Source organism: uncultured Eudoraea sp., from assembly GCF_947258525.1.
Classification (GTDB): Bacteria; Bacteroidota; Bacteroidia; order Flavobacteriales; family Flavobacteriaceae; genus Eudoraea.
The window spans coordinates 21,226-41,554 of the sequence record NZ_CAMYIP010000045.1 but is presented as its reverse complement, the minus strand read 5'-3'; the positions used below and the strand labels follow the sequence as shown (position 1 = coordinate 41,554).

The following is a 20,329-nucleotide window of genomic DNA, read 5'->3' as shown; positions in this document are numbered from 1 at the left end:
GGTTTACCATATTGCCTCTGCCCTGCTCACTTCAAACTTATTGATTGTCAAAATTTCAGCAGATGAATTTTTGAAGGTTAGCTTTGTATAGTTTTCATTCGGAAATAACTGTGCGGTCATCACACGCTGCCCGCCGTTGATAAAAATTTCAACGGATGACCAGTCCATCAAAACCCGCAATTCAATTTCCCCATCAGGTATAGTGGTAATGGGTAATTTCTGAATATTTTTTCCAAACTCTTCTTTGAATGCCGTTTTACCAGATTTGCTTCGATCTAATAAAAACTGCCCCTTTTCTCCATCTAACTTCAGTAACAGTTGCTCTCCTAAACTATTATTAAAGGAAATTTCAAAATTTCGGTTAGGCGTTTTAAACCTTATTTCTGACTGATTATAATGATCAAAGTCTATCGTTTCTGAGTCTCCGGCTAACAGTTCAAAGTCCTTTTTCAATTCTGATTTAAAAATGGTTCCCAAATTATCCAAAGGATAATTCGTTAATTCATAGATATCTCCCAATTTAATTAATGACAGACTTCTCGGCACTGTCATTGCACTTCTCCATTCCTCAGTGGGTGTATCTCTTGCGTAGGCCCAATTACTCATCCATCCTATAAAGATCCGCTGGTTATTTGGTTCATTGTTATAAGTTATTCCGGCATAATTATCCGTCCCCCAATCTATCCACTTATCCTCCTTCTGGTCTGAAGTAAATGTGGTTCCATTAAATTCCCCGATAAAATATTGGGTTCCGCTACCACCATTAGGTGCACCGGGGTTTATGCTAATAATAAGAACCCATTTTTCTTCCCCGGAACCGGGGGTTTTTAATGGGAAAAGATCAGGACATTCCCAAACTCCGCCATGTGCTCCCGCATTTTTCCCGAATTCACTTAAAAAGGTCCAGTCAATCAGATCATCAGATCTGTAAAATTGCGCACGGTCGCCGGCAACCAATACCATTATCCAACTTTGGGTAGGTTCATGCCAAAAAACTTTGGGATCCCTAAAGTCCCTAATCCCTTCATTTCCCAATACCGGGTTAGCATGATATTTAGTCCAGGAATCTCCATTATCCAGGCTATATGCAATTCCCTGTGTCTGAAAATCATCAGAACCATCTTTTTCTTTGTTTATGTCGTGGTAGGTAAATATAGCAACCAGAGGTGGGTTATCCTGAGTTCCCAGACCGGATGTATTATTTCTATCTACAACAGCGCTCCCGGAAAAAATATAACCATTCTCATCAGGGAACAACGCAATAGGTTTATGTTCCCAATATACAAGGTCTTTACTGGTGGCATGTCCCCAATGCATAGGCCCCCAAACAATATCTTCAGGATGGTACTGATAGAAAAGATGATATATCCCATTATTGAAAACAAGTCCGTTAGGATCATTCATCCACATCTCCGTAGGTGTAAAATGGAATTGTGGCCGATAAGGTTCTTTAAAAAATGATACTTCAGGTTTAGAGACTATTTCTGTATTCATATCCCCTTCTTTGTTCTTGCATGAAAATGCAAAAAGTACAAGTAAGAACATAAAAGGATATATGATATTGGTTCGCATAATACACGGTTGAATTATGTAAAAATACATTTAATTTATTGGTCCTTAAAATCCAACATTAGAGAAAATTTTTACTTAAATGAGTATCTTTACACAAAGCATAATTATGTTATAATGCAGTATTCGATAAACTTATTATTTACCTTTTTTCTTTTACTTTCTGCTTGTGCTCAGTCTTCAATAGATCAGGCTCTTGAGAGGTATAATAATGAAAGTGTTCCTTACATTACGGTTGCAGAAATGCAAAATTTTCAGGATAAAATTATTTTAGATGCAAGAGAATGGGAAGAATACAATGTAAGTCATTTGAAAAATGCAATATGGGTAGGTTATGATGATTTCAAATTATCGGAAGTAGAAAAAAAATTACCGGATAAAAGCGCGGAGATCGTTGTCTATTGTTCCATAGGGGTAAGATCTGAGAATATTGGCGAAGAACTTTTGGAATCTGGTTATTCCAGGACAAAAAATTTATATGGAGGTATTTTTGAATGGACCAATCAGGGGTACCCGGTGTATAACCCTAAAGGCGATAAAACGAAAAAAGTACATGCTTATGGTAAGCTATGGGGGAAATACCTGACCAAGGCAGAAAAAGTATATAAGGATTAATTAATAAATGAAGTTGGAAGAAAATAAAGAAAGGTTACTAATTATTTTTACAAGAAATCCCAAATTAGGAAAGTGCAAAACAAGATTGGCGGCAGCAATAGGAGATCAGGCTGCATTGGATATCTATATGATCTTACTTCGGCACACCGCTGAGATCACTAAAGACCTTAATTGTTCAAAAGAAGTTCATTATACTGAAGAACCAGAGTCTAATGATTTATGGGATGAATTGATCTACTCCAAACACTTGCAAAATGGCAAAGACCTGGGAGAACGTATGTATAATGCTTTTAAAACAGGCTTTCAAAAGGGTTATAAAAAGGTCATTATAATAGGAAGTGATATCTATGATTTAAGTAGTGAAATTATTGAAAAAGCTTTTACAGAATTGGAAAACTCTGATTACGTAATTGGTCCTGCCGCAGATGGTGGGTACTACCTGCTTGGAATGAAATCAATAAATAAAGAGATATTCACTAACAAGAGCTGGGGAACAAATTCTGTGTTGAAAGATACACTTGATGACCTAAGGGATAAAAAAGTAAAACTACTGCAAATTAAAAATGATATTGATGTCTATGAGGATTTAAAAGATATTGATGTTTTTCAAACCTTTTTAACAGTTTAAACCCATGACCCAAAAGCAGCTCGAAAAATCTTGTCAATACCTGAGGAATAAAGGTTTTGAAAATCCTGAAATTGGAATTGTATTAGGTACAGGGCTTGGAAGGTTAATTGAACATATTGAATCTGGTATTGTAGCTCATTACCACAACATTCCTTTTTTCCCCTTGGCTACTGTAGAATTTCACAGTGGTAAGCTTATCTATGGTACTCTTGAAAATAAGAAAGTATTGGTTATGCAGGGTCGTTTTCATGTTTACGAAGGTTATGAATTTGACGAGGTTACATATCCTATCCGGGTAATGCGGGAACTGGGAATAGAGAAATTGTTCATCTCCAATGCAGCAGGAGCTATTAACCTAAACTTCAAAAAAGGTGAATTAATGCTCATAGAAGATCATATTAATCTTCAGGGTGGATCACCCTTGGCATTTAAAAATGTTGCTAGTTTTGGTGTTCGCTTTGTGGATATGAGCCAACCCTATGATATAGAGATGTGTGAAAAAATTAAAAAAATTGCCCGGCATGAAAACATTGTTTTGCATAATGGGGTATACGCTTCGGTCATTGGGCCTCAGCTGGAAACAAAGGCCGAATATCGGATGTTAAAAACTATAGGGGCAGATGCCGTTGGTATGAGCACTGTGCCTGAGGTTATTGTTGCCAATCACTTAAATCTCCCCGTGATAGCGGTCTCCGTACTAACAGATGATTGTGACCCGGATAATCTGGAGCCCGTCCATATATCGGAAATAATTAAGGTCGCTGAGGAAACCGAACCCAAAATGATTAAATTGTTTATGGAACTGATAAAGGATTTATAATTAAGTAACGCGTTTCATTAAACTTTAAAATTTCATAAACATGAATTGCATACCCAATGTAACAGAAATATGATGTAAGGTTTAAATTACCTATTCAACTAAGTATTAAAAATATTCAATGCTCCAAATAAGTTCACTTCTTTTATTTCTTCTGCTGCAGCCCATTTCTTTATTTTCGGACTCATTATTTTTAGTTCCAATTTCCAATGAACAGACTTGCGCTATTGCAGACCATAAAAGCTGGGGGCAATTGCTAAATAGATTTGTTGACGAGAATGGGAACGTAAATTACAGCGGTTTTAAAAAGGAATCAGAAACTTTAAATCGGTACTTAGAACAATTGGGCAGTAATACTGTAAATGAAAACTGGTCCAAAAACAAAAAACTGGCATATTATATTAATCTTTACAATGCGGCAACAGTAAAATTAATTTTAGATAATTATCCGCTGAGAAGCATAACAGACATAAAAAAACCCTGGGACAAAAAATGGATCAAAAATAATGGAGAACTCATTTCATTGGGACAAATAGAGCATAAAATCCTTAGAAAAATGAATGAACCCCGAATTCATTTTGCAATCAATTGCGCCTCATTTTCATGCCCAAAATTGCTAAACGAAGCATATACTGAAGATAAACTGGAAAAGCAATTGCAGAGGGCTGCGAAAGAGTTTATAAACGATCCCAGCAGGAATATAATATCTGAAAACGAAGTAAAATTATCAAAGATCTTTAAATGGTATAAAAAAGATTTTGAAAGCAACGGTTCCTTAATAGCATATTTGAACCAATATTTAAAATCATCAATAAATCCTGACACGAAAATTGAATACATTAATTACAATTGGAGTTTAAATGAATTTAAGTGATAATCCCAGTATTAGTATAATAATACCCGTTCTAAATGAGGAACACTGCATAATAAAACTTTTGGAATATATTCGGGAAAATTCAAGCAATACGAATATTAAAGAAATTCTTGTAGTTGATGGCGGGAGCACGGATGGCACCAAAGAAGCCGCTTCGAAATATGATGCCCAGGTCCTTCATTCACAAAAAGGTAGGGCAAAACAAATGAACCTGGGTGCGAAAAAGGCCAAAGGTGAAGTACTATATTTTCTGCACGCAGATACTTTTCCACCAAAAAACTTTGACAAGATAATTCTGAGTGCTATTCAAAAAGGTAATGAAACAGGTTGTTTTAGAATGAAATTTGATAGCGATAGCAAGTTTTTGAGTTTCTTCTCCTGGTTTAGCAGGATAAACCATAAAATATGCAGGGGTGGAGACCAATCACTCTTCATTACCAGGGAATTATTCAATATATCCGGTGGTTATGATGAATCTTACAAAATTTACGAGGACAATGAATTTATAGGTCGCCTCTATAAGCTTACCAATTTTATTATCCTTCCGGATCAGGTGCGAACCTCAGCGCGAAAATATGAGCAAATTGGAAACATCAAACTCCAATTTTACTTTGGCATAATTCATCTTAAGAATTATTTGGGGGCAGATCCCGAGCAGCTATACCAATACTATAAAAGAAAAATTTCTACTTAATTTTGATTGTGAATCATTAGTCCTTATTTACCCTCGTAATCAAGAATTACTCCTTCTGAAATCCATTTAGCCAGGGCTTGCCTATTGTCGTAATCCAGTATACGCCGTTGGTCCTTTTTATTTCGAATATTCCCAATTTCAATAAAGGTCATTGCGGGAAGGGTTTTCTTTACCAGGTATAAATTGCTCCTGTCTTCAAAGGTTCCCGAATAACTTCTGTTTGGCTGGTACTTTTTGTATTTCTTTTTAAATGTATTGTGAATACTTTCAGCTAGTTTTTTTCCATTTTTACTTTTCTCGTGGTAGTAGAAAAAAACATCTATATTTTGTCCTTTACTACGACTGTCTACATGGGTAACTACCAAACGTTGATGTTTACCCTTATGTTTTAAATATAATTTATTGACCGCATCTACCCTTTGGTCTAGTCTTTCCTTTTGGTTCAATGGGATGGTCTGGTCTGGTAAGACTAATTCGTCCTTATCCATTTCCAGAATTCGAGCATCACGAATACCATCATCCGGGTCCCTTACAATAATATATACCAATGCGCCATGGGAAAGTAATTCTCTGGCTAAACGTAAAGTGACATCATAAGCGTATTCATCCTCCGAAATGGACTTCCCTGCAGTTTGAGTCATTGCCCCTGGATCAGGGCCCCCATGACCTGAAATTAAATAATATACAGTTCCTTTTAAGCGCTCACTTTTACCGGGTACCTCAGCATATTTCTCACCAAATATTTCATAGGAATTGGTCTCATCCTTATTAGTAGTTTCGTCTTCTTCCGTTTCCTCTGGAGCTATTTCCAGACTTTCCTCTGATGTTTCGGGAATTATGTAGGTCATTCCCTCATACAAATGCATACTATCCCTAAGCCTTGGAAGGTTCAGAGCAATAAAATCATCATAGGTAATATAAGGGTCAACCCCTTGCTTGCGTAGCAAAGAATAAATACCATCTCCTTTTTGGGCGATAGCAGTATTTAGAGAATCCTGGGCAATCAAAATAGTGATTGGAAAACACAGGAGTAGAAAAAGAGATATAATAGATTTCAGAAGCACAATAATCTTTTTTTACAAAGATTATCAAAAATGTTGCCAAATTGCAAATACATCCGGACAGGAAAAATTGATAAAAATATACTGGTTAATTGGTTTGATAGAATAATTTAATGATATCTTCTGCTGGTTTATTCTGAGGTGTAAATCTGTTATCCATACCACCACCGGCTTTTTCGTGATTAAGAAACCACTTCCATACAAAACCACCTGCAAACCATTCTTCATCCCAAAATTCTTCAAAAATGGCTTTTTTGGCGTTTACCTGAGCTACCAGGTTCACGCCTTCGTCATTGCGATCAACCAGCCAGGGTTTTTTGGCTGTATAATCCATACTTCTATATCCAAATTCGGTAAAAAGTACAGGGCGGGAAGTTTCTTTAGCAAGTGCCGCAATTTTTTCCTTCCATGGTTTCCATCCTTCTTTTAATTGCTCTACACTTGGGGTTTTGGCATCAGATAACGGAAAATAGGCATCTATTCCAATATAGTCCAGAGATTCCCAAAAAGGTGTTCGCTTATATTCATCCCAGTTGGAAGCATAGGTAAGTTTTCCTTTATACACCTTTCGAATTTTTAAAATTAAATTTTCCCAATACTGAGGCCTGTTGCTGACAAATTGCTCCAATTCTGTACCAATACAAAGAATTTCTGCTTTAGTTTCCTGGGCTAACCTTGCATAGGTAAGCATAAATTTATCATAGGATGCCTCCAGAATCTTCCAGTCTTCCTCTGTTTCCATCTTTAAGCCCCCTGTGAATTCGCCACGCCATATCCAGATTTGCGGCTTAAGCATCACCTTAACTTTGTTCGCCCTTAAGAGTTGAATATATTGCCTGGCACCGCCCTGGGTTTCTCCATACCATTGACGATCCGTATCAAAAATTATTTCAGGGCTTTTAATATCCCTTATAAAACCGAAAGGCATTACGGCTGCATGATCCGCATGAATCTTCAGAAAAGCATCTACATGCTCCTGCACGGCTTTATCCCTGGAAGCAACAAAACTTATTCCATTGATCTTATTAACCGCTGATTGGCTGGTACAAGACAATTGGAGAAGGAACAATAGTAAAAACCCGTATCTCTTCATAGTTAATTTATAAGGACATATGCAAAAATAAGGTAATAAATCTTGATGTAATTTTAAAGTAGCCGTTAAGTAATTTTCTTTATATTCGACATAATAGCTATCAACCTCTCAGCAACATGGAAAATATTGTAATTATTGGGAATGGAGTTGCAGGTGTAACTGCCGCCAGACATATCCGCAAGAACTCAAACAAGAGAATTATAATAATTTCGGCTGAAACAGATCATTTCTTTTCCAGAACTGCATTGATGTATGTATATATGGGTCATATGAAGTTTGAACATATTAAGCCATATGAAGACTGGTTCTGGGAAAAAAATAGAATTGAACTCATACGAGCTTACGTCAGCAAGGTAGATCATGAGAACAAAGAGCTACAGATTGAGGACGCCAGGGTATTAAAATACGACAAGTTAATTCTGGCTACCGGATCGAAACCTAATAAATTTGGATGGCCAGGGCAAGATCTCCATGGTGTACAGGGTTTGTATTCCAAGCAAGATCTGGATCTGTTAGAAATCAATGCCCCCAATAAGGAAGTATGCAAGCGTGCTGTTATTGTTGGAGGTGGATTAATTGGAATTGAATTAGCCGAAATGCTGAGAAGCAGGGATATCCCTGTAACTTTTCTGGTGCGTGAAGAAAGTTTTTGGAATGTTATACTTCCTGACGGAGAATCGGAGATGATAAATGAACACATTCTGGAACATCACATAGACCTGCGTCTGGAGACCAATTTAAAGGAAATCGTGGCTGATAAAAATGGCAGGGTAAAGTCTGTTATTACGGATAAAGAAGAAATCATTGAATGTCAAGTAGTAGGATTAACGCCCGGTGTTTCGCCTAATGTCTCCTTTTTAAATGACTCCGGAATTGAATTGGGAAGGGGCATCAAGGTAAACCGATTTCTTGAAACTAACATCAAGGATATTTATGCCATTGGAGATTGTGCAGAACAACATGAGCCCATTGGAAATCGACGCCCTATAGAAGCTGTCTGGTATACGGGTCGAATGATGGGAGAAACGGTGGCACAGACTATTTGTGGGAACAGGACCGAATACAAACCAGGACACTGGTTTAATTCGGCTAAATTTTTTGATATAGAATACCAGACTTATGGTTGGGTCTTTAGCACCAAAGGCAAGAAAGCGTATGAACAACATTTTCATTGGAGACATCCTGCTGAAAAAATATGCCTGACGATTGCTTTTGATAAGGAAACCAGGCAATTTCTGGGCATAAATACTTTTGGAATTCGCATGCGTCATGAGATCTTCGATAGGTGGCTGAATGAAGAACGAGATGTTATGCATGTGATAAAATATCTTAAGGATGCCAATTTTGATCCTGAATTCTACGCTGTATATGAAAATGAAATTGCGGCTAAATTCAATTTGGAATATGGTACTGACCTTAAACCGGAAAAGAAAAACTGGAAACGAATTTTTGCAATCGGATGAGTTGATAACTGTAAAATGTAATCTGCAAAATCTTACTAATACTTATATAAGGTATGAGCACTCTAGATAAAAGTATGGAACTGGCAGGACAACCTCCGGTGGCTTTAAGCCGATTTCAAAAAATAGCTGTAATCCTGGGATTATCGGGCCTTTTTATAATTCTCCTCGCCGGTTTTAATTCAAGTTTTCCAAATAAAGGAATGTGGCTCATCATTTCCATCATGGCAATGTTTATTGGGGTATTCTGGTTTACAAAAGAGGCATATTCTCAAAAACTTAAGGGCATAAAAAATGATGGAGTTTGGTTTAAATCAATATCCTCTAAAGGATTATGGGCCTGGATAACCGGAATAATAATTACCGGATTCTACATCGTCCTATATTTCTTCCCCGAATTCCTGGGACTAGTGAAGAATGGTGCAAATACCGGTATCATTGCATTATTTGATCCTTTAAGCAGATTATTGAGCGGAAATCCCGCCAGCCAATGGTTTGTCTACGGAACTCTATATACTGTTGCTATTCTGGCTTTCGGCATTAAATTTATTTCAAAATACAGACATAACAGATACGAGATCTTTCGCACCATAAGTGTTATGTTTTTTCAGCTGGCATTTGCATTTATGATTCCCGAAATAATGGCCAGATTAAATGGAAAGCTCCCCTATTATGACCTGAAAAATATCTGGCCTTTGAACTACTACAATTTTGAAAGATACCGTATAAATGCATTTATAGATTCAGGTGATGTGGGCATGGCAATGCTATTTTTCGGCATACTGTCTGTTTTTGTGATCTCCCCTATTCTGACGTATAAATATGGAAAACGCTGGTACTGTTCATGGGTTTGTGGTTGTGGAGGATTGGCAGAAACTGCAGGTGATGCCTTTAGACAGCTAAGCGACAAAAGCTTATCCGCCTGGAAAGTAGAACGTTGGGTGGTTCATAGTGTTGTGGTTTTTGTTACCCTAATGACTACAGCCGTAATTTATTCCTATCTGGGTAATGACACAAGCAAGTATTGGTTGACTAAAAGTACTTTTCTTATTGGAGTAGCCCTTTTATTAACGGTGATTTTTGTTTTTGCTATGATATTTAAAAGAGAGCAATTTCAAAAAGATGCCCGATATGGTGCTATTGGATATTTCGTAATTATTATGGCCCTGATTGGTTTTCATTTAATTAGCGGAGAGGGCAATGTATTCCTGTTTAAATCCGAAACCTTAAGGAAATCGTACGGCTTTCTTATTGGCAGTATATTCTCCGGTGTTATAGGCACAGGCTTCTATCCCATTTTCGGGAATCGGGTCTGGTGTCGTTTTGGTTGTCCTATGGCCGCAATTTTGGGTTTTCAACAACGTTTATTTTCGAAGTTTAGAATAACTACAAACGGAGGTCAGTGTATTTCTTGTGGCAATTGTTCTACGTATTGTGAAATGGGTATTGATGTGCGGGCTTATGCCCAGAAAGGTGAAAACATAGTACGTTCCAGCTGTGTTGGATGTGGTATATGTTCTGCAGTCTGCCCCAGAGGTGTTTTGAAACTTGAGAATGGCCCCTTAAAAGGACGTATCGATAGTAATGAGGTCCTTTTAGGAAATGATGTAGATTTAATGAACCTGGTCAACCAAAACAAATAATAAATTATTTCAGTTGCTTCTCTATTGTCTTTAAATTCCATTTTTCTAGTTGTGGTATTTACCGGGACCCTTAGGTTCTGCATAAAAGCATCCGACTAAAAAGAAATAATACAAGTGTCATCGGTGAAATAAATAATGATATTTTTGCACCGCAAAGGCGGAAAAAAGTATAGGACTCATCAGGAAATATCCAAAAAAATAAGCCAAGTGGAGATCAACATGTCATTATGGAACATAATATGACGGACATCAACGTTATTATTCCGGCATATAATGAAGCAAATTCTATTGCCAAGGTAATTCAGGAAATTCCGTCTACGGTTTCTGAAATAATTGTTGTAAACAATAATTCAACCGATGATACGGCTATAAATGCAAACAGAGCGGGGGCTACGGTATTAAATGAAACAAGAAAAGGCTATGGCTATGCATGCCTTTGTGGTATGGATTACATAGCAAAGAAGTCCAGAAAGCCCGATATCATCGTATTTATCGACGGAGACTATTCAGATTACCCTGAAGAGTTAAATAAAATTGTAAAACCTATACTGGATGATAATGTGGATTTGGTGATTGGTGCTAGAACAAAAGCTTTAAGAGAAGAAGGCTCTATGACCCCCCATCAAATTTTTGGTAATAAACTGGCCACATTTTTAATGAAGATATTTTTTGGGTCAACATTTACAGATTTAGGGCCTTTTAGAGCTATAAAATATGAGAAGCTTATGGCGATGCAAATGGAAGATAAAACCTACGGGTGGACCATTGAAATGCAGCTAAAAGCACTCAAAAACAAAATGACATATATCGAAATACCAGTGCGTTACAAGAAAAGAATTGGTGTCTCCAAAGTGTCAGGTACAGTAAAAGGTAGTATCTTTGCAGGATTAAAAATATTGGGTTGGATTTTTAAATATAGTTTAAGATAATATGGGACTAACAATTGCTTACATCATTATTGGTATTTACAGCACGGCTCTCGTACTGATCTTTTTTTACAGTCTGGCACAATTAAACCTTCTGGTTAATTATTTAGGCAACAAAAAGATAAATGAGGTTGCCCCAAAATATAATTTGCTGGACCCAAAAGAGATTCCGCTTGTAACCATTCAGCTGCCTATCTATAATGAAGAATACGTGGTAGAGCGATTACTGGCTAATATCTCAAAAATAGAATACCCGAAAAGCAAACTGGAAATTCAGGTACTGGACGATTCCACAGACGATTCCGTTGAAGAAACAGCTGCAAGAATAAAAGCCTTGCAGGAAAAAGGATTAGATATTCAGCACATCCGCAGAGAAAACAGAACAGGCTATAAAGCTGGAGCCCTAAAGGAAGGACTACAAATAGCGAAAGGTGATTTTATCGCTATTTTTGATGCTGACTTCCTTCCGGATAGCGATTGGTTGAAGAAAACTGTTATTTATTTTAAAGATGAGGAAATAGGTGTTGTTCAAACAAGATGGGGACATATTAATCGGAACTATTCCACACTCACAAAAATTCAGGCTTTTGCACTTGATGCTCACTTTACTCTTGAACAGGTTGGACGAAATGCCAAAGGCCACTTTATAAACTTCAATGGTACTGCAGGCATCTGGAGAAAAGAATGTATTCTTGATGCAGGCAACTGGGAGGGTGATACTTTAACCGAAGACCTGGACCTTAGTTACAGAGCTCAGCTAAAGAATTGGAAATTTAAATATCTTGAGGATGTTGAAACACCAGCGGAACTTCCGGTAGTAATTAGTGCCGCCAGGTCTCAGCAATTCAGATGGAATAAAGGTGGTGCTGAAAACTTTAGAAAAACAGTTTGGAGTGTAATTACAGCTAAAAATATTTCATTCAAAACCAAATTTCACGGAGTAATGCACCTTTTAAACAGCTCCATGTTCCTTTGTGTTTTTATAGTAGCTATGTTGAGTATTCCTATGCTCTACATAAAAAATAGCTATGGCCATTTAGGTTGGATATTTGAGGTGACAAGCTTTTTCATTTTAAGTACCGTCATACTATTTATTTGCTATTGGTTCACTTATAAAAGTATTCAGGGGAGTAGTTTTGACAATTTTGTGGATTATATAAGACTATTCTTTACATTTTTCTCGGTAGCCCTTGGCTTCTCTTTACACAATTCCGTTGCCGTTCTTGAAGGTCATATGGGAAAAAGAAGTGAATTTGTTCGTACGCCAAAATTCAATATCAATAACCTTACAGACAGCTGGAAGGGTAATAAATATCTGGCTAAAAAGATATCTCCAAATATGGTAATTGAATTTGGCCTTATGATCTATTTCCTTTTTGGAATGTACAGTGCTATTCCACTAAATGATTTTGGTTTATTCCCATTTCATTTTATGTTATTCCTTGGATTCGGTTTTGTCGCTTTTAAATCGCTGACAGCCAAAGCATAAGACTTCATTATTTTAGCCAAATCCCTGGATTTAAAAAAATCTAAGAGATTTTTATACCGTGCCTTTTGTATAAGTTTTAGTACTTGAGAATTGTCTTTTTTTGTGTACTTTGTAAAGACCAAACTATAAAGACCAATGGCTTCAAGGATTTCTTCATATTGGAATCTTCATAAGTTGTCAATTCTATTGGTATTAGCAAGTCTATTGTTCTATACCAGCTTCGCATACGACCTTGTAAGAACAGATTTTATTAAGCTTATAAGCCTTTTTTTTGCTCTTTTTTTTCTCTGCTATAAACTGATTCAATTTGAAAAGTGGAATTTTAATTTTCTGCTGGTTTCCGGAATTCTTTTTCGTTTGATTTTTCTAATGGTAGAACCAAACCTATCCCAGGATTTCTATAGGTTTATATGGGATGGTGAATTAGTACTATCTGGTATAAATCCATATTTACAGACACCTGATGCTATTATGGCAAACGGCGAGATACTTCTGGCTAATGCAAAGGAACTGCACAATGGCATGGGCTCATTAAGCGCCAGGCATTTTAGCAATTATCCTCCATTAAATCAATTGCTGTTTGCCATTTCTGCCTTTTTGGGAGGTAAGAGCATAATGGGATCCTTAATTGTCATGAGATCTATAATTATACTGGCAGATATTGGGATCTACTATTTTGGAAAGAAATTACTACGCTACTTAAACAGATCACCACATCTTATTTTTTGGTACTTTTTAAATCCTCTGATTATTATAGAACTAACGGGCAATCTGCACTTTGAAGGAGTTATGCTCTTTTTCTTTATTTGGGGCCTTTGTTTCCTTTCGGCAAATAAATGGTTGTTTGCTGCCATTGCATTCGCATGTTCCATTTCGGTTAAACTCGTACCCTTAATGTTCCTTCCTCTATTTGTTACCTACTTTGGGTTTATGAAAAGTATAAGGTTTTATGTAGCACTCGGTATAACAATTTTATTATGTCTTCTGCCATTTTATTCAATCGAATTCTTTAACAATTATGCCAATACTGTTGGCTTGTGGTTTTCTAATTTTGAATTCAATGCAAGCCTATACAATATCATAAAACAGATCGCTGTAAAATTTGATGCAAAACCCTGGGAGTTAATAAAAACCTATGGGAAATTGGTCCCTTATATAATGATTGGTTTTGTTTTATTATTGACTTTTTTTAGGGATAACAAAAAGTTGTCTGTGCTCATAAGTTCCATGTTATGGGTGCTTGCGCTTTATTATTTTCTATCTTCAACAGTGCACCCATGGTATATAATTTTTTTAGCAGGGCTGACTGTTTTTACAGAATATCGATTCCCTCTCGCCTGGACATTGGCGATCATTTTAAGTTATTCCGCTTACGAAAATCCTGAATTTAAAGAGAATCTTGGATTTTTATTAATTGAATATTTAATAGTTTTTGGGTTTATGGCTTACGAAATTTATAAACTGAAAGGTCAAAAGTTGCGAATTCATAAAAATTAGAAGACAAATTATAATAGTTCAATTTAATTTGTACATTTGATCTGCAATGGAAAAATGCACAAACATAACTTTACCAACCCGGAATTCTATTCCCGTACGCTCCTTTGTACGTCCACGCCCGTAAGGGTGTATTTCTTTCTTGGAAATAGGTGAGTCCATTTCCGCATAATCAAAACAAATATTTTTTATCATTTTAAAAAAGCTAGCAATGGAAATATTAATTGCTAACGAATCGCACTTTAAATACGCTAAAATAATTAGTGACACTATTACCGAATCGGCTAGTGTTAGGGGAACAGGAATTGCACAAAGAACTCCACAGTACATCATTAAAAGACTGGAACATGGGAATGCCGTCATTGCTCTGGATGGCGAGAAATTTGCCGGATTCTGTTATATAGAAGTATGGGGACACAAAAAGTTTGTTGCAAATTCCGGGCTTATAGTTCATCCGGATTACAGAAATCAAGGCCTGGCAAAAAAAATTAAAAAAACAATTTTTGAACTTTCTTTGAAAAAATTCCCTGAAGCTAAAATTTTTGGTATTACAACCGGTCTTGCAGTAATGAAAATGAATTACGAACTGGGGTATAAACCAGTTACATTTTCAGAATTAACCGATGATCCAGCTTTTTGGAAAGGATGCCAAACATGTAAAAATTTTGATGTACTGACCAGGACAGAACAAAAAATGTGTTTATGTACGGGTATGTTATATGATCCTGCATTAGCAGCTGCAAAAAAAGAAAAGCTTAACGTTAAGGCTTTTAAAAGGCTAAAAAGAATAAAGCAGCAATTATTTCTTAAAAGAAAGAACAAATGAAAAAATTAGTTTTGGCATATAGCGGTGGACTTGATACTTCATATTGCGCTAAATATTTATCCAAGGAAGAAGGCTTTGAAGTACATGCAGTCAGTGTTAATACCGGCGGGTTTTCCCCGGAAGAAATTAAGATCATTGAGGAAAAGGCAATTCAGTTAGGTGCGTCCAGCTATACTTCTATAGATGCCCTGGAACATTTTTATGAAAAGGTAGTAAAATACTTGATTTTTGGAAACGTACTAAGAAATAATACCTATCCCTTATCTGTAAGTGCTGAAAGAATAGTACAGGCTATCGAAATTGTGAACCATGCAAAAAATATAGGCGCGGATTATATTGCTCATGGCAGTACAGGCGCAGGTAATGATCAGGTGAGGTTTGATATGATTTTCCAAATTCTAGCGCCTAATATCAAAATTATTACACCAATCAGAGATAAAAGTTTGTCGAGGGAAGCCGAGATTAAGTACCTTCAGGAAAACGGTATTAAATATTCCTGGGAAAAGGCTAAATATTCAATAAATAAAGGCTTGTGGGGTACTTCAGTTGGTGGCGATGAAACCCTTACTTCTGATTTACCTTTACCGGAATCTGCATATCCTTCTCAGTTAGTTTCTACAGAATCAAAAGATATTAAGCTGGTCTTTTTTAAAGGAGAACTGGTCTCCATTAATGGTGAAAAGGGGACTCCGATTGAAAATATTATTAAACTGGATTCTCTAGCCTCAGCATATGCCATAGGAAGAGATATTCACGTGGGTGATACCATCATAGGTATAAAGGGTAGAGTAGGATTTGAAGCTGCAGCTTCAGTAATCATTATCAAAGCCCATCATTTACTGGAAAAACACACCCTTAGCAAATGGCAGCAATTCCAAAAGGAACAATTGGGTAATTTTTACGGAATGCTCTTACATGAAGGAAATTATCTGGATGAAGTAATGAGAAACATCGAAGCCTTTTTAGCCGATACGCAAAGAAACGTATCCGGAGAGGTGTCGGTAAGTTTACACCCCTATCGATTTGAATTGAACGGCATTAAGTCTGAGAATGATTTAATGAATGCTTCATTTGGAAATTATGGAGAAACAAATAAAGCCTGGACAGCAGATGACGCTAAAGGTTTCATTAAAATCTTATCCAATCCGGGAAAAATAGCTAATCCAATAATTAAAAATCATGATTAGAGCAGGTATTATTGGGGGATCCGGATATACCGGTGGTGAGCTTATCAGGCTTTTGATAAATCATCCCAAAGTAACCATAGACTTTGTATATAGCAGTACAAAGGCAGGTAAAAAAATTAGTGTTGCGCATGCAGATTTATTGGGCACTTTGGATTTGGCTTTCACAGATTCCATCAATTCGAAAGTAGATATTCTTTTCCTATGCCTGGGTCATGGAAATTCCAAGAGTTTTTTAAACAAGTATTCTTTTTCTTCCAAAACAAGGATTGTTGATTTAAGCAATGACTTCAGGTTAAAACAAGATGCTACTTTCGTGGGAAAAGATTTTGTATATGGCCTTCCCGAATTAAATAGAACCGCAATTCGCAATGCACAAAATATTGCTAATCCGGGTTGTTTTGCGACCTGTATTCAGTTGGCTTTACTTCCTTTGGCCGGTGCCAAATTGTTGAATTCAGAGATCCACGTCAATGCGGTTACCGGAAGTACAGGTGCGGGAATTATGCCATCTGCAACCACACATTTTAGCTGGAGAAATAACAACGCATCCTCGTATAAAGCATTTACACACCAACATCTTGGAGAAATAAATGAAAGTCTCGAATCGCTGCAAGAAGGTATTGGAGAACTCTATTTTATTCCCAATAGGGGCAACTTTTCCCGTGGTATACTGAGTACGGCATATACAAAGTTTTCTGGCAGCGTGGAAGAAGCTTCTGATTTATATCATAAATTCTATAAAAATGCAATTTTCACACAGATCTCAGAAGAACCTGTTCACCTTAAGCAAGTAGTAAATACTAATAATTGCCATATCCACCTGCATAAGCACAAAGATGTTCTGCTGATAACAACTGTAATCGACAACCTGCTTAAAGGAGCATCCGGACAGGCTATTCAGAACATGAATTTAATGTGTGGGTTTGATGAAAACCAGGGTCTGAATTTAAAAGCGACAGTTTATTAAAAAGAGTGCGAAATAGAAACTAAGATCTTAAATAAGTAAATATGAAAATAGCCATTATTGGAGCAGGAAATTTAGGCTTGTCCATTGCGAAAGGAATTTTACATAGCAATGGAGCTACCACCATGCATCTGACCAAAAGACATGTAGACAGTATTAAGAACTATGAAAAATATGGAAATGTAACCGTAAGTTCAGATAATAGAAAAGCGGTAGAAAAATCTGATATTTTAATTTTTGCTGTGCAGCCACGAGATTTTGCAACGATTTTGGAAGAAGTTAAGGATCTTCTCACGGACAAACATGTAATAATCTCTACGATAACGGGCTTTAGCATAGAAAAAATGGAAACTATTCTGGGAAAAGAAAAGCATATTATCCGCAGTATGCCAAATACGGCAATTTCCGTTGGTAAATCTATGACTTGTGTCTGCTCTAATGAGGCGGGTAATAAACGTATAGATCTGGCAAAAGCCATATTTAACAGAATGGGGTATTCTTTAGAAATACCTGAAAACCAAATGCAGGCAGCAACGGTAATATGTGCAAGTGGGATAGCGTTTTGGATGAGACTTATAAGAGCAACAACACAGGGTGCTATTCAATTAGGTTTCGATGCAAAAGAAGCACAGGAACTTGCAATGTATACCTGTAATGGGGCAGCAGGATTACTAATAGAATCAGGGAATCATCCGGAAGAAGAAATCGATAAGGTAACCACTCCAATGGGTTGTACTATACAAGGATTAAACGAAATGGAGCATCAGGGTTTAAGCTCTTCTCTTATCAGGGGAATAGTAGCTTCTTTTGAGAAAATAAATGAATTTAAAATAAATAATTAGGTACTGAGATTAATTCCTGTTCAACCTTTTCTAAAAAGAAACTAATGGAACTATTTGATGTGTATCCGCTATATGATGTAACTCCGGTTAACGCTAAAGGTATTGTGATAACTGATGATAAGGGGGATGAATATCTCGATTTTTATGGGGGACATGCCGTCATCTCTATTGGGCATTCCCACCCACATTACATCGCATGCATTAAAAACCAATTAGATCAAATAGGCTTTTATAGTAACTCGGTTAAAAATCCATTACAAAAAAGATTGGCAGCCAAATTGGGACAAGTATCAAATTGCAGGGATTATAATTTATTCTTGTGCAATTCGGGGGCAGAGGCGAATGAGAATGCCTTAAAATTAGCTTCTTTTCACACTAATAAATCGCGGGTAATTGCATTTACCAATAGTTTTCATGGCAGAACATCTGCTGCAGTTGCTGCAACGGATAATGAAAAAATAAATGCTCCTATAAATAAACAACAAAAGGTTACTTTTTTACCGTTTGAAGATCTTAAAGCCTTTGAAGCCGAAATTAAAAAGGGAGATGTTTGTGCTGTTATTCTGGAAGCTATTCAGGGGGTTGGTGGTCTGGATGAACCATCGGGTATGTTCTATAAGGAAATTGCCGCACTATGCAAAGAGCTTAATGTAGTTCTAATTGCCGATGAGGTACAATCTGGATTTGGCCGTAGTGGTTCTTTTTTTGCCTTTCAGCATCATGGCATTGAACCGGATATTATTACTATAGCTAAGGGCATGGGAAATGGCTTCCCGGTTGGTGGCGTATTAATTCACAATAGCATTCAGGCATCCTATGGCTTGCTCGGGACTACATTTGGTGGAAATCATCTTGCATGCACAGCGGTCCTGGCTGTTTTAGAGGTGATGGAAAAAGAAAAGCTAATTGAAAATGCCGAAAAACTGGGAAAATATTTCAAAGAAAAAGCCCTGGAAATACCACAGGTTAAGGAAATAAAAGGCAAGGGACTAATGCTTGGTTTAAAGTTTGACTTTGAGGTTGCAGATTTGCGAAAACGACTAATACACAACCAACACCTTTTTACAGGAGGTGCAAAAGACAAACATGTTCTAAGGGTTCTTCCGGCGCTGACAATTAGTGAAAAGGAACTGGATTTATTTTTTGAAGCCTTAAAAAAAGAATTGCAATGAAGCATTATCTTTCAGTAAATGACATTGATTCGGTTAATGAGTGGGTTGAAGATGCCTTAATTCTTAAGAAAAAACCATTGGCCTATAAGAAGCTTGGAAAGCAAAAGACCATTGGGTTGTTATTTTTTAATAATAGCTTAAGAACACGGCTCAGCACGCAAAAGGCTGCAATGAACCTGGGGATGCAATTTATGTCATTGAATTTTGGAAAAGACGGATGGGCTCTGGAGTTTGAAGACGGGACTATTATGGATAAAGGTAGTGCAGAACATATAAAGGAAGCAGCACAGGTAGTCTCACAATATTGCGATATCCTTGGAATTCGAGCTTTTGCTTCATTGAAAAACAAGGAAGAAGATGAATCTGAAATGATTATAAATTCATTCAGGAAATACGCAAGTATACCTGTATTAAATATGGAGAGTTCACTAAGTCATCCACTGCAAGCATTAGCCGATATTATAACCATTGAAGAACACCAAAAGAAAACAAATCCTAAAATTGTATTGTCCTGGGCTCCACATCCCAGACCTCTTCCTCATGCCGTTGCAAATTCCTTTGTTAAAGCTATGCAATTAAAGCATGCTAATTTAATAATCACACATCCTGAGGGATATGAACTTGATCCTGAAATCACCAATGGTTCCCAAATTGAGTATGATCAGGAAAAAGCACTAAAAAATGCGGATTTTGTGTATGTTAAGAATTGGAGTAATTATAAAGATTATGGTAAGGTAATTAACCAGGACAGAAATTGGATGATGACTCAAAAAAAACTGGGAGACGCCAAATTTATGCATTGTCTTCCCGTAAGACGTAATGTAGTTGTTGAAGATGAAGTACTGGACGGGAATCAGTCTCTGGTTATTGCACAGGCTAACAACAGAACCTATGCAGCACAAATCGTTTTAAAAAAAATGTTAGAATCACTAAAATAATAAGAATTTTGCCTTATATACAGCATAATTAAGAAGC

Annotated in this window: 20 protein-coding genes; 16 read left to right on the top strand and 4 right to left on the bottom strand. The window is 36.7% G+C overall.

The window, feature by feature from the left end:
• Positions 1-3: 3 nt before the first annotated feature.
• Complete coding sequence (locus Q0X89_RS03065) at positions 4-1,572, bottom strand: glycoside hydrolase family 32 protein (protein ID WP_297691136.1); 1,569 nt, start codon at positions 1,570-1,572, stop codon at positions 4-6.
• A 114-nt stretch (positions 1,573-1,686) separates the two neighbouring features.
• Here Q0X89_RS03065 and Q0X89_RS03060 point away from each other — a divergent pair, with 114 nt between their 5' ends.
• The 5 genes from Q0X89_RS03060 to Q0X89_RS03040 all read left to right on the top strand — a co-directional run bounded on the left by Q0X89_RS03060 (position 1,687) and on the right by Q0X89_RS03040 (position 5,197).
• Positions 1,687-2,184, top strand: a complete 498-nt coding sequence (locus Q0X89_RS03060; protein ID WP_297691135.1) for a rhodanese-like domain-containing protein — start codon at positions 1,687-1,689, stop codon at positions 2,182-2,184.
• A gap of 7 nt (positions 2,185-2,191) precedes the next feature.
• Positions 2,192-2,812 carry a TIGR04282 family arsenosugar biosynthesis glycosyltransferase gene (locus Q0X89_RS03055; protein ID WP_297691134.1) on the top strand — a complete coding sequence of 207 codons (621 nt, stop codon included), beginning with the start codon at positions 2,192-2,194 and terminating at the stop codon, positions 2,810-2,812.
• A 4-nt stretch (positions 2,813-2,816) separates the two neighbouring features.
• Positions 2,817-3,632, top strand: coding sequence for a purine-nucleoside phosphorylase (locus Q0X89_RS03050; protein WP_297691133.1), 816 nt, complete (start codon positions 2,817-2,819; stop codon positions 3,630-3,632).
• 118 nt (positions 3,633-3,750) lie between these two features.
• Complete coding sequence (locus tag Q0X89_RS03045; RefSeq protein ID WP_297691132.1) at positions 3,751-4,503, top strand: DUF547 domain-containing protein; 753 nt, start codon at positions 3,751-3,753, stop codon at positions 4,501-4,503.
• The gene (locus Q0X89_RS03040) at positions 4,490-5,197 is read left to right on the top strand and encodes a TIGR04283 family arsenosugar biosynthesis glycosyltransferase (protein ID WP_297691131.1); all 708 of its coding nucleotides are present in this window, start codon (positions 4,490-4,492) and stop codon (positions 5,195-5,197) included. The genes Q0X89_RS03045 and Q0X89_RS03040 overlap by 14 nt, the downstream gene beginning before the upstream one ends.
• Before the next feature lie 23 nt (positions 5,198-5,220).
• On the opposite strand, the gene Q0X89_RS03035 is transcribed toward Q0X89_RS03040, so the two are convergent.
• Both Q0X89_RS03035 and Q0X89_RS03030 read right to left on the bottom strand, forming a co-directional pair.
• Positions 5,221-6,261, bottom strand: coding sequence for an N-acetylmuramoyl-L-alanine amidase (locus Q0X89_RS03035; RefSeq protein WP_367176910.1), 1,041 nt, complete (start codon positions 6,259-6,261; stop codon positions 5,221-5,223).
• An 85-nt stretch (positions 6,262-6,346) separates the two neighbouring features.
• Complete coding sequence (locus Q0X89_RS03030; RefSeq protein WP_297691130.1) at positions 6,347-7,351, bottom strand: glycoside hydrolase; 1,005 nt, start codon at positions 7,349-7,351, stop codon at positions 6,347-6,349.
• A gap of 116 nt (positions 7,352-7,467) precedes the next feature.
• On the opposite strand from Q0X89_RS03030, the gene Q0X89_RS03025 reads away from it, so the two are divergent.
• From Q0X89_RS03025 to Q0X89_RS03005, 5 genes are all read left to right on the top strand, one after another.
• Positions 7,468-8,814 carry an FAD-dependent oxidoreductase gene (locus Q0X89_RS03025; RefSeq protein ID WP_297691129.1) on the top strand — a complete coding sequence of 449 codons (1,347 nt, stop codon included), beginning with the start codon at positions 7,468-7,470 and terminating at the stop codon, positions 8,812-8,814.
• 53 nt (positions 8,815-8,867) lie between these two features.
• On the top strand, positions 8,868-10,454 hold the full coding sequence (locus tag Q0X89_RS03020) for a 4Fe-4S dicluster domain-containing protein (protein ID WP_297691128.1): 1,587 nt from the start codon (positions 8,868-8,870) through the stop codon (positions 10,452-10,454).
• Positions 10,455-10,693: 239 nt separating this feature from the next.
• Positions 10,694-11,383, top strand: coding sequence for a glycosyltransferase family 2 protein (locus Q0X89_RS03015; RefSeq protein ID WP_297691155.1), 690 nt, complete (start codon positions 10,694-10,696; stop codon positions 11,381-11,383).
• Position 11,384: 1 nt separating this feature from the next.
• Entirely contained in the window at positions 11,385-12,869 is a 1,485-nt protein-coding gene (locus Q0X89_RS03010; RefSeq protein ID WP_297691127.1) for a cellulose synthase family protein, read from the top strand.
• Positions 12,870-13,004: 135 nt separating this feature from the next.
• Positions 13,005-14,366 (top strand): mannosyltransferase, encoded by a 1,362-nt coding sequence (locus Q0X89_RS03005; protein ID WP_297691126.1) that lies wholly within the window; start codon positions 13,005-13,007, stop codon positions 14,364-14,366.
• A gap of 18 nt (positions 14,367-14,384) precedes the next feature.
• Here the strand turns inward: Q0X89_RS03005 and Q0X89_RS03000 are convergent, their stop codons facing one another.
• Entirely contained in the window at positions 14,385-14,558 is a 174-nt protein-coding gene (locus Q0X89_RS03000; protein ID WP_297691125.1) for a hypothetical protein, read from the bottom strand.
• A 16-nt stretch (positions 14,559-14,574) separates the two neighbouring features.
• Here Q0X89_RS03000 and Q0X89_RS02995 point away from each other — a divergent pair, with 16 nt between their 5' ends.
• Genes Q0X89_RS02995 through Q0X89_RS02970 form a run of 6 tightly spaced genes read left to right on the top strand, consistent with a single transcriptional unit; the run spans position 14,575 to position 20,292 of the window.
• Positions 14,575-15,189, top strand: a complete 615-nt coding sequence (locus Q0X89_RS02995) for a GNAT family N-acetyltransferase (protein ID WP_297691124.1) — start codon at positions 14,575-14,577, stop codon at positions 15,187-15,189.
• Positions 15,186-16,376 carry an argininosuccinate synthase domain-containing protein gene (locus Q0X89_RS02990; protein WP_297691123.1) on the top strand — a complete coding sequence of 397 codons (1,191 nt, stop codon included), beginning with the start codon at positions 15,186-15,188 and terminating at the stop codon, positions 16,374-16,376. Before Q0X89_RS02995 ends, Q0X89_RS02990 begins: the two co-directional genes overlap by 4 nt.
• A complete protein-coding gene (gene argC, locus Q0X89_RS02985; protein WP_297691122.1) occupies positions 16,369-17,343 on the top strand; it encodes an N-acetyl-gamma-glutamyl-phosphate reductase in 975 nt (324 codons plus the stop codon). Before Q0X89_RS02990 ends, argC begins: the two co-directional genes overlap by 8 nt.
• A gap of 41 nt (positions 17,344-17,384) precedes the next feature.
• Positions 17,385-18,182, top strand: coding sequence for a pyrroline-5-carboxylate reductase (gene proC / locus Q0X89_RS02980; protein WP_297691121.1), 798 nt, complete (start codon positions 17,385-17,387; stop codon positions 18,180-18,182).
• Positions 18,183-18,226: 44 nt separating this feature from the next.
• Entirely contained in the window at positions 18,227-19,354 is a 1,128-nt protein-coding gene (locus Q0X89_RS02975) for an aminotransferase class III-fold pyridoxal phosphate-dependent enzyme (RefSeq protein WP_297691120.1), read from the top strand.
• Complete coding sequence (locus Q0X89_RS02970; protein WP_297691119.1) at positions 19,351-20,292, top strand: N-acetylornithine carbamoyltransferase; 942 nt, start codon at positions 19,351-19,353, stop codon at positions 20,290-20,292. Before Q0X89_RS02975 ends, Q0X89_RS02970 begins: the two co-directional genes overlap by 4 nt.
• The last annotated feature ends 37 nt before the right edge of the window (positions 20,293-20,329 follow it).

Bases quoted from the DNA above. Each gene is read 5' to 3' on its own strand.
- Q0X89_RS03065 (WP_297691136.1), bottom strand. From the start codon at position 1,572: ATGCGAACCAATATCATATATCCTTTTATGTTCTTACTTGTACTTTTT.
- Q0X89_RS03060 (WP_297691135.1), top strand. From the start codon at position 1,687: ATGCAGTATTCGATAAACTTATTATTTACCTTTTTTCTTTTACTTTCT.
- Q0X89_RS03055 (WP_297691134.1), top strand. From the start codon at position 2,192: ATGAAGTTGGAAGAAAATAAAGAAAGGTTACTAATTATTTTTACAAGA.
- Q0X89_RS03050 (WP_297691133.1), top strand. From the start codon at position 2,817: ATGACCCAAAAGCAGCTCGAAAAATCTTGTCAATACCTGAGGAATAAA.
- Q0X89_RS03045 (WP_297691132.1), top strand. From the start codon at position 3,751: ATGCTCCAAATAAGTTCACTTCTTTTATTTCTTCTGCTGCAGCCCATT.
- Q0X89_RS03040 (WP_297691131.1), top strand. From the start codon at position 4,490: ATGAATTTAAGTGATAATCCCAGTATTAGTATAATAATACCCGTTCTA.
- Q0X89_RS03030 (WP_297691130.1), bottom strand. From the start codon at position 7,351: ATGAAGAGATACGGGTTTTTACTATTGTTCCTTCTCCAATTGTCTTGT.
- Q0X89_RS03025 (WP_297691129.1), top strand. From the start codon at position 7,468: ATGGAAAATATTGTAATTATTGGGAATGGAGTTGCAGGTGTAACTGCC.
- Q0X89_RS03020 (WP_297691128.1), top strand. From the start codon at position 8,868: ATGAGCACTCTAGATAAAAGTATGGAACTGGCAGGACAACCTCCGGTG.
- Q0X89_RS03015 (WP_297691155.1), top strand. From the start codon at position 10,694: ATGACGGACATCAACGTTATTATTCCGGCATATAATGAAGCAAATTCT.
- Q0X89_RS03010 (WP_297691127.1), top strand. From the start codon at position 11,385: ATGGGACTAACAATTGCTTACATCATTATTGGTATTTACAGCACGGCT.
- Q0X89_RS03005 (WP_297691126.1), top strand. From the start codon at position 13,005: ATGGCTTCAAGGATTTCTTCATATTGGAATCTTCATAAGTTGTCAATT.
- Q0X89_RS03000 (WP_297691125.1), bottom strand. From the start codon at position 14,558: ATGATAAAAAATATTTGTTTTGATTATGCGGAAATGGACTCACCTATT.
- Q0X89_RS02995 (WP_297691124.1), top strand. From the start codon at position 14,575: ATGGAAATATTAATTGCTAACGAATCGCACTTTAAATACGCTAAAATA.
- Q0X89_RS02990 (WP_297691123.1), top strand. From the start codon at position 15,186: ATGAAAAAATTAGTTTTGGCATATAGCGGTGGACTTGATACTTCATAT.
- argC (WP_297691122.1), top strand. From the start codon at position 16,369: ATGATTAGAGCAGGTATTATTGGGGGATCCGGATATACCGGTGGTGAG.
- proC (WP_297691121.1), top strand. From the start codon at position 17,385: ATGAAAATAGCCATTATTGGAGCAGGAAATTTAGGCTTGTCCATTGCG.
- Q0X89_RS02975 (WP_297691120.1), top strand. From the start codon at position 18,227: ATGGAACTATTTGATGTGTATCCGCTATATGATGTAACTCCGGTTAAC.
- Q0X89_RS02970 (WP_297691119.1), top strand. From the start codon at position 19,351: ATGAAGCATTATCTTTCAGTAAATGACATTGATTCGGTTAATGAGTGG.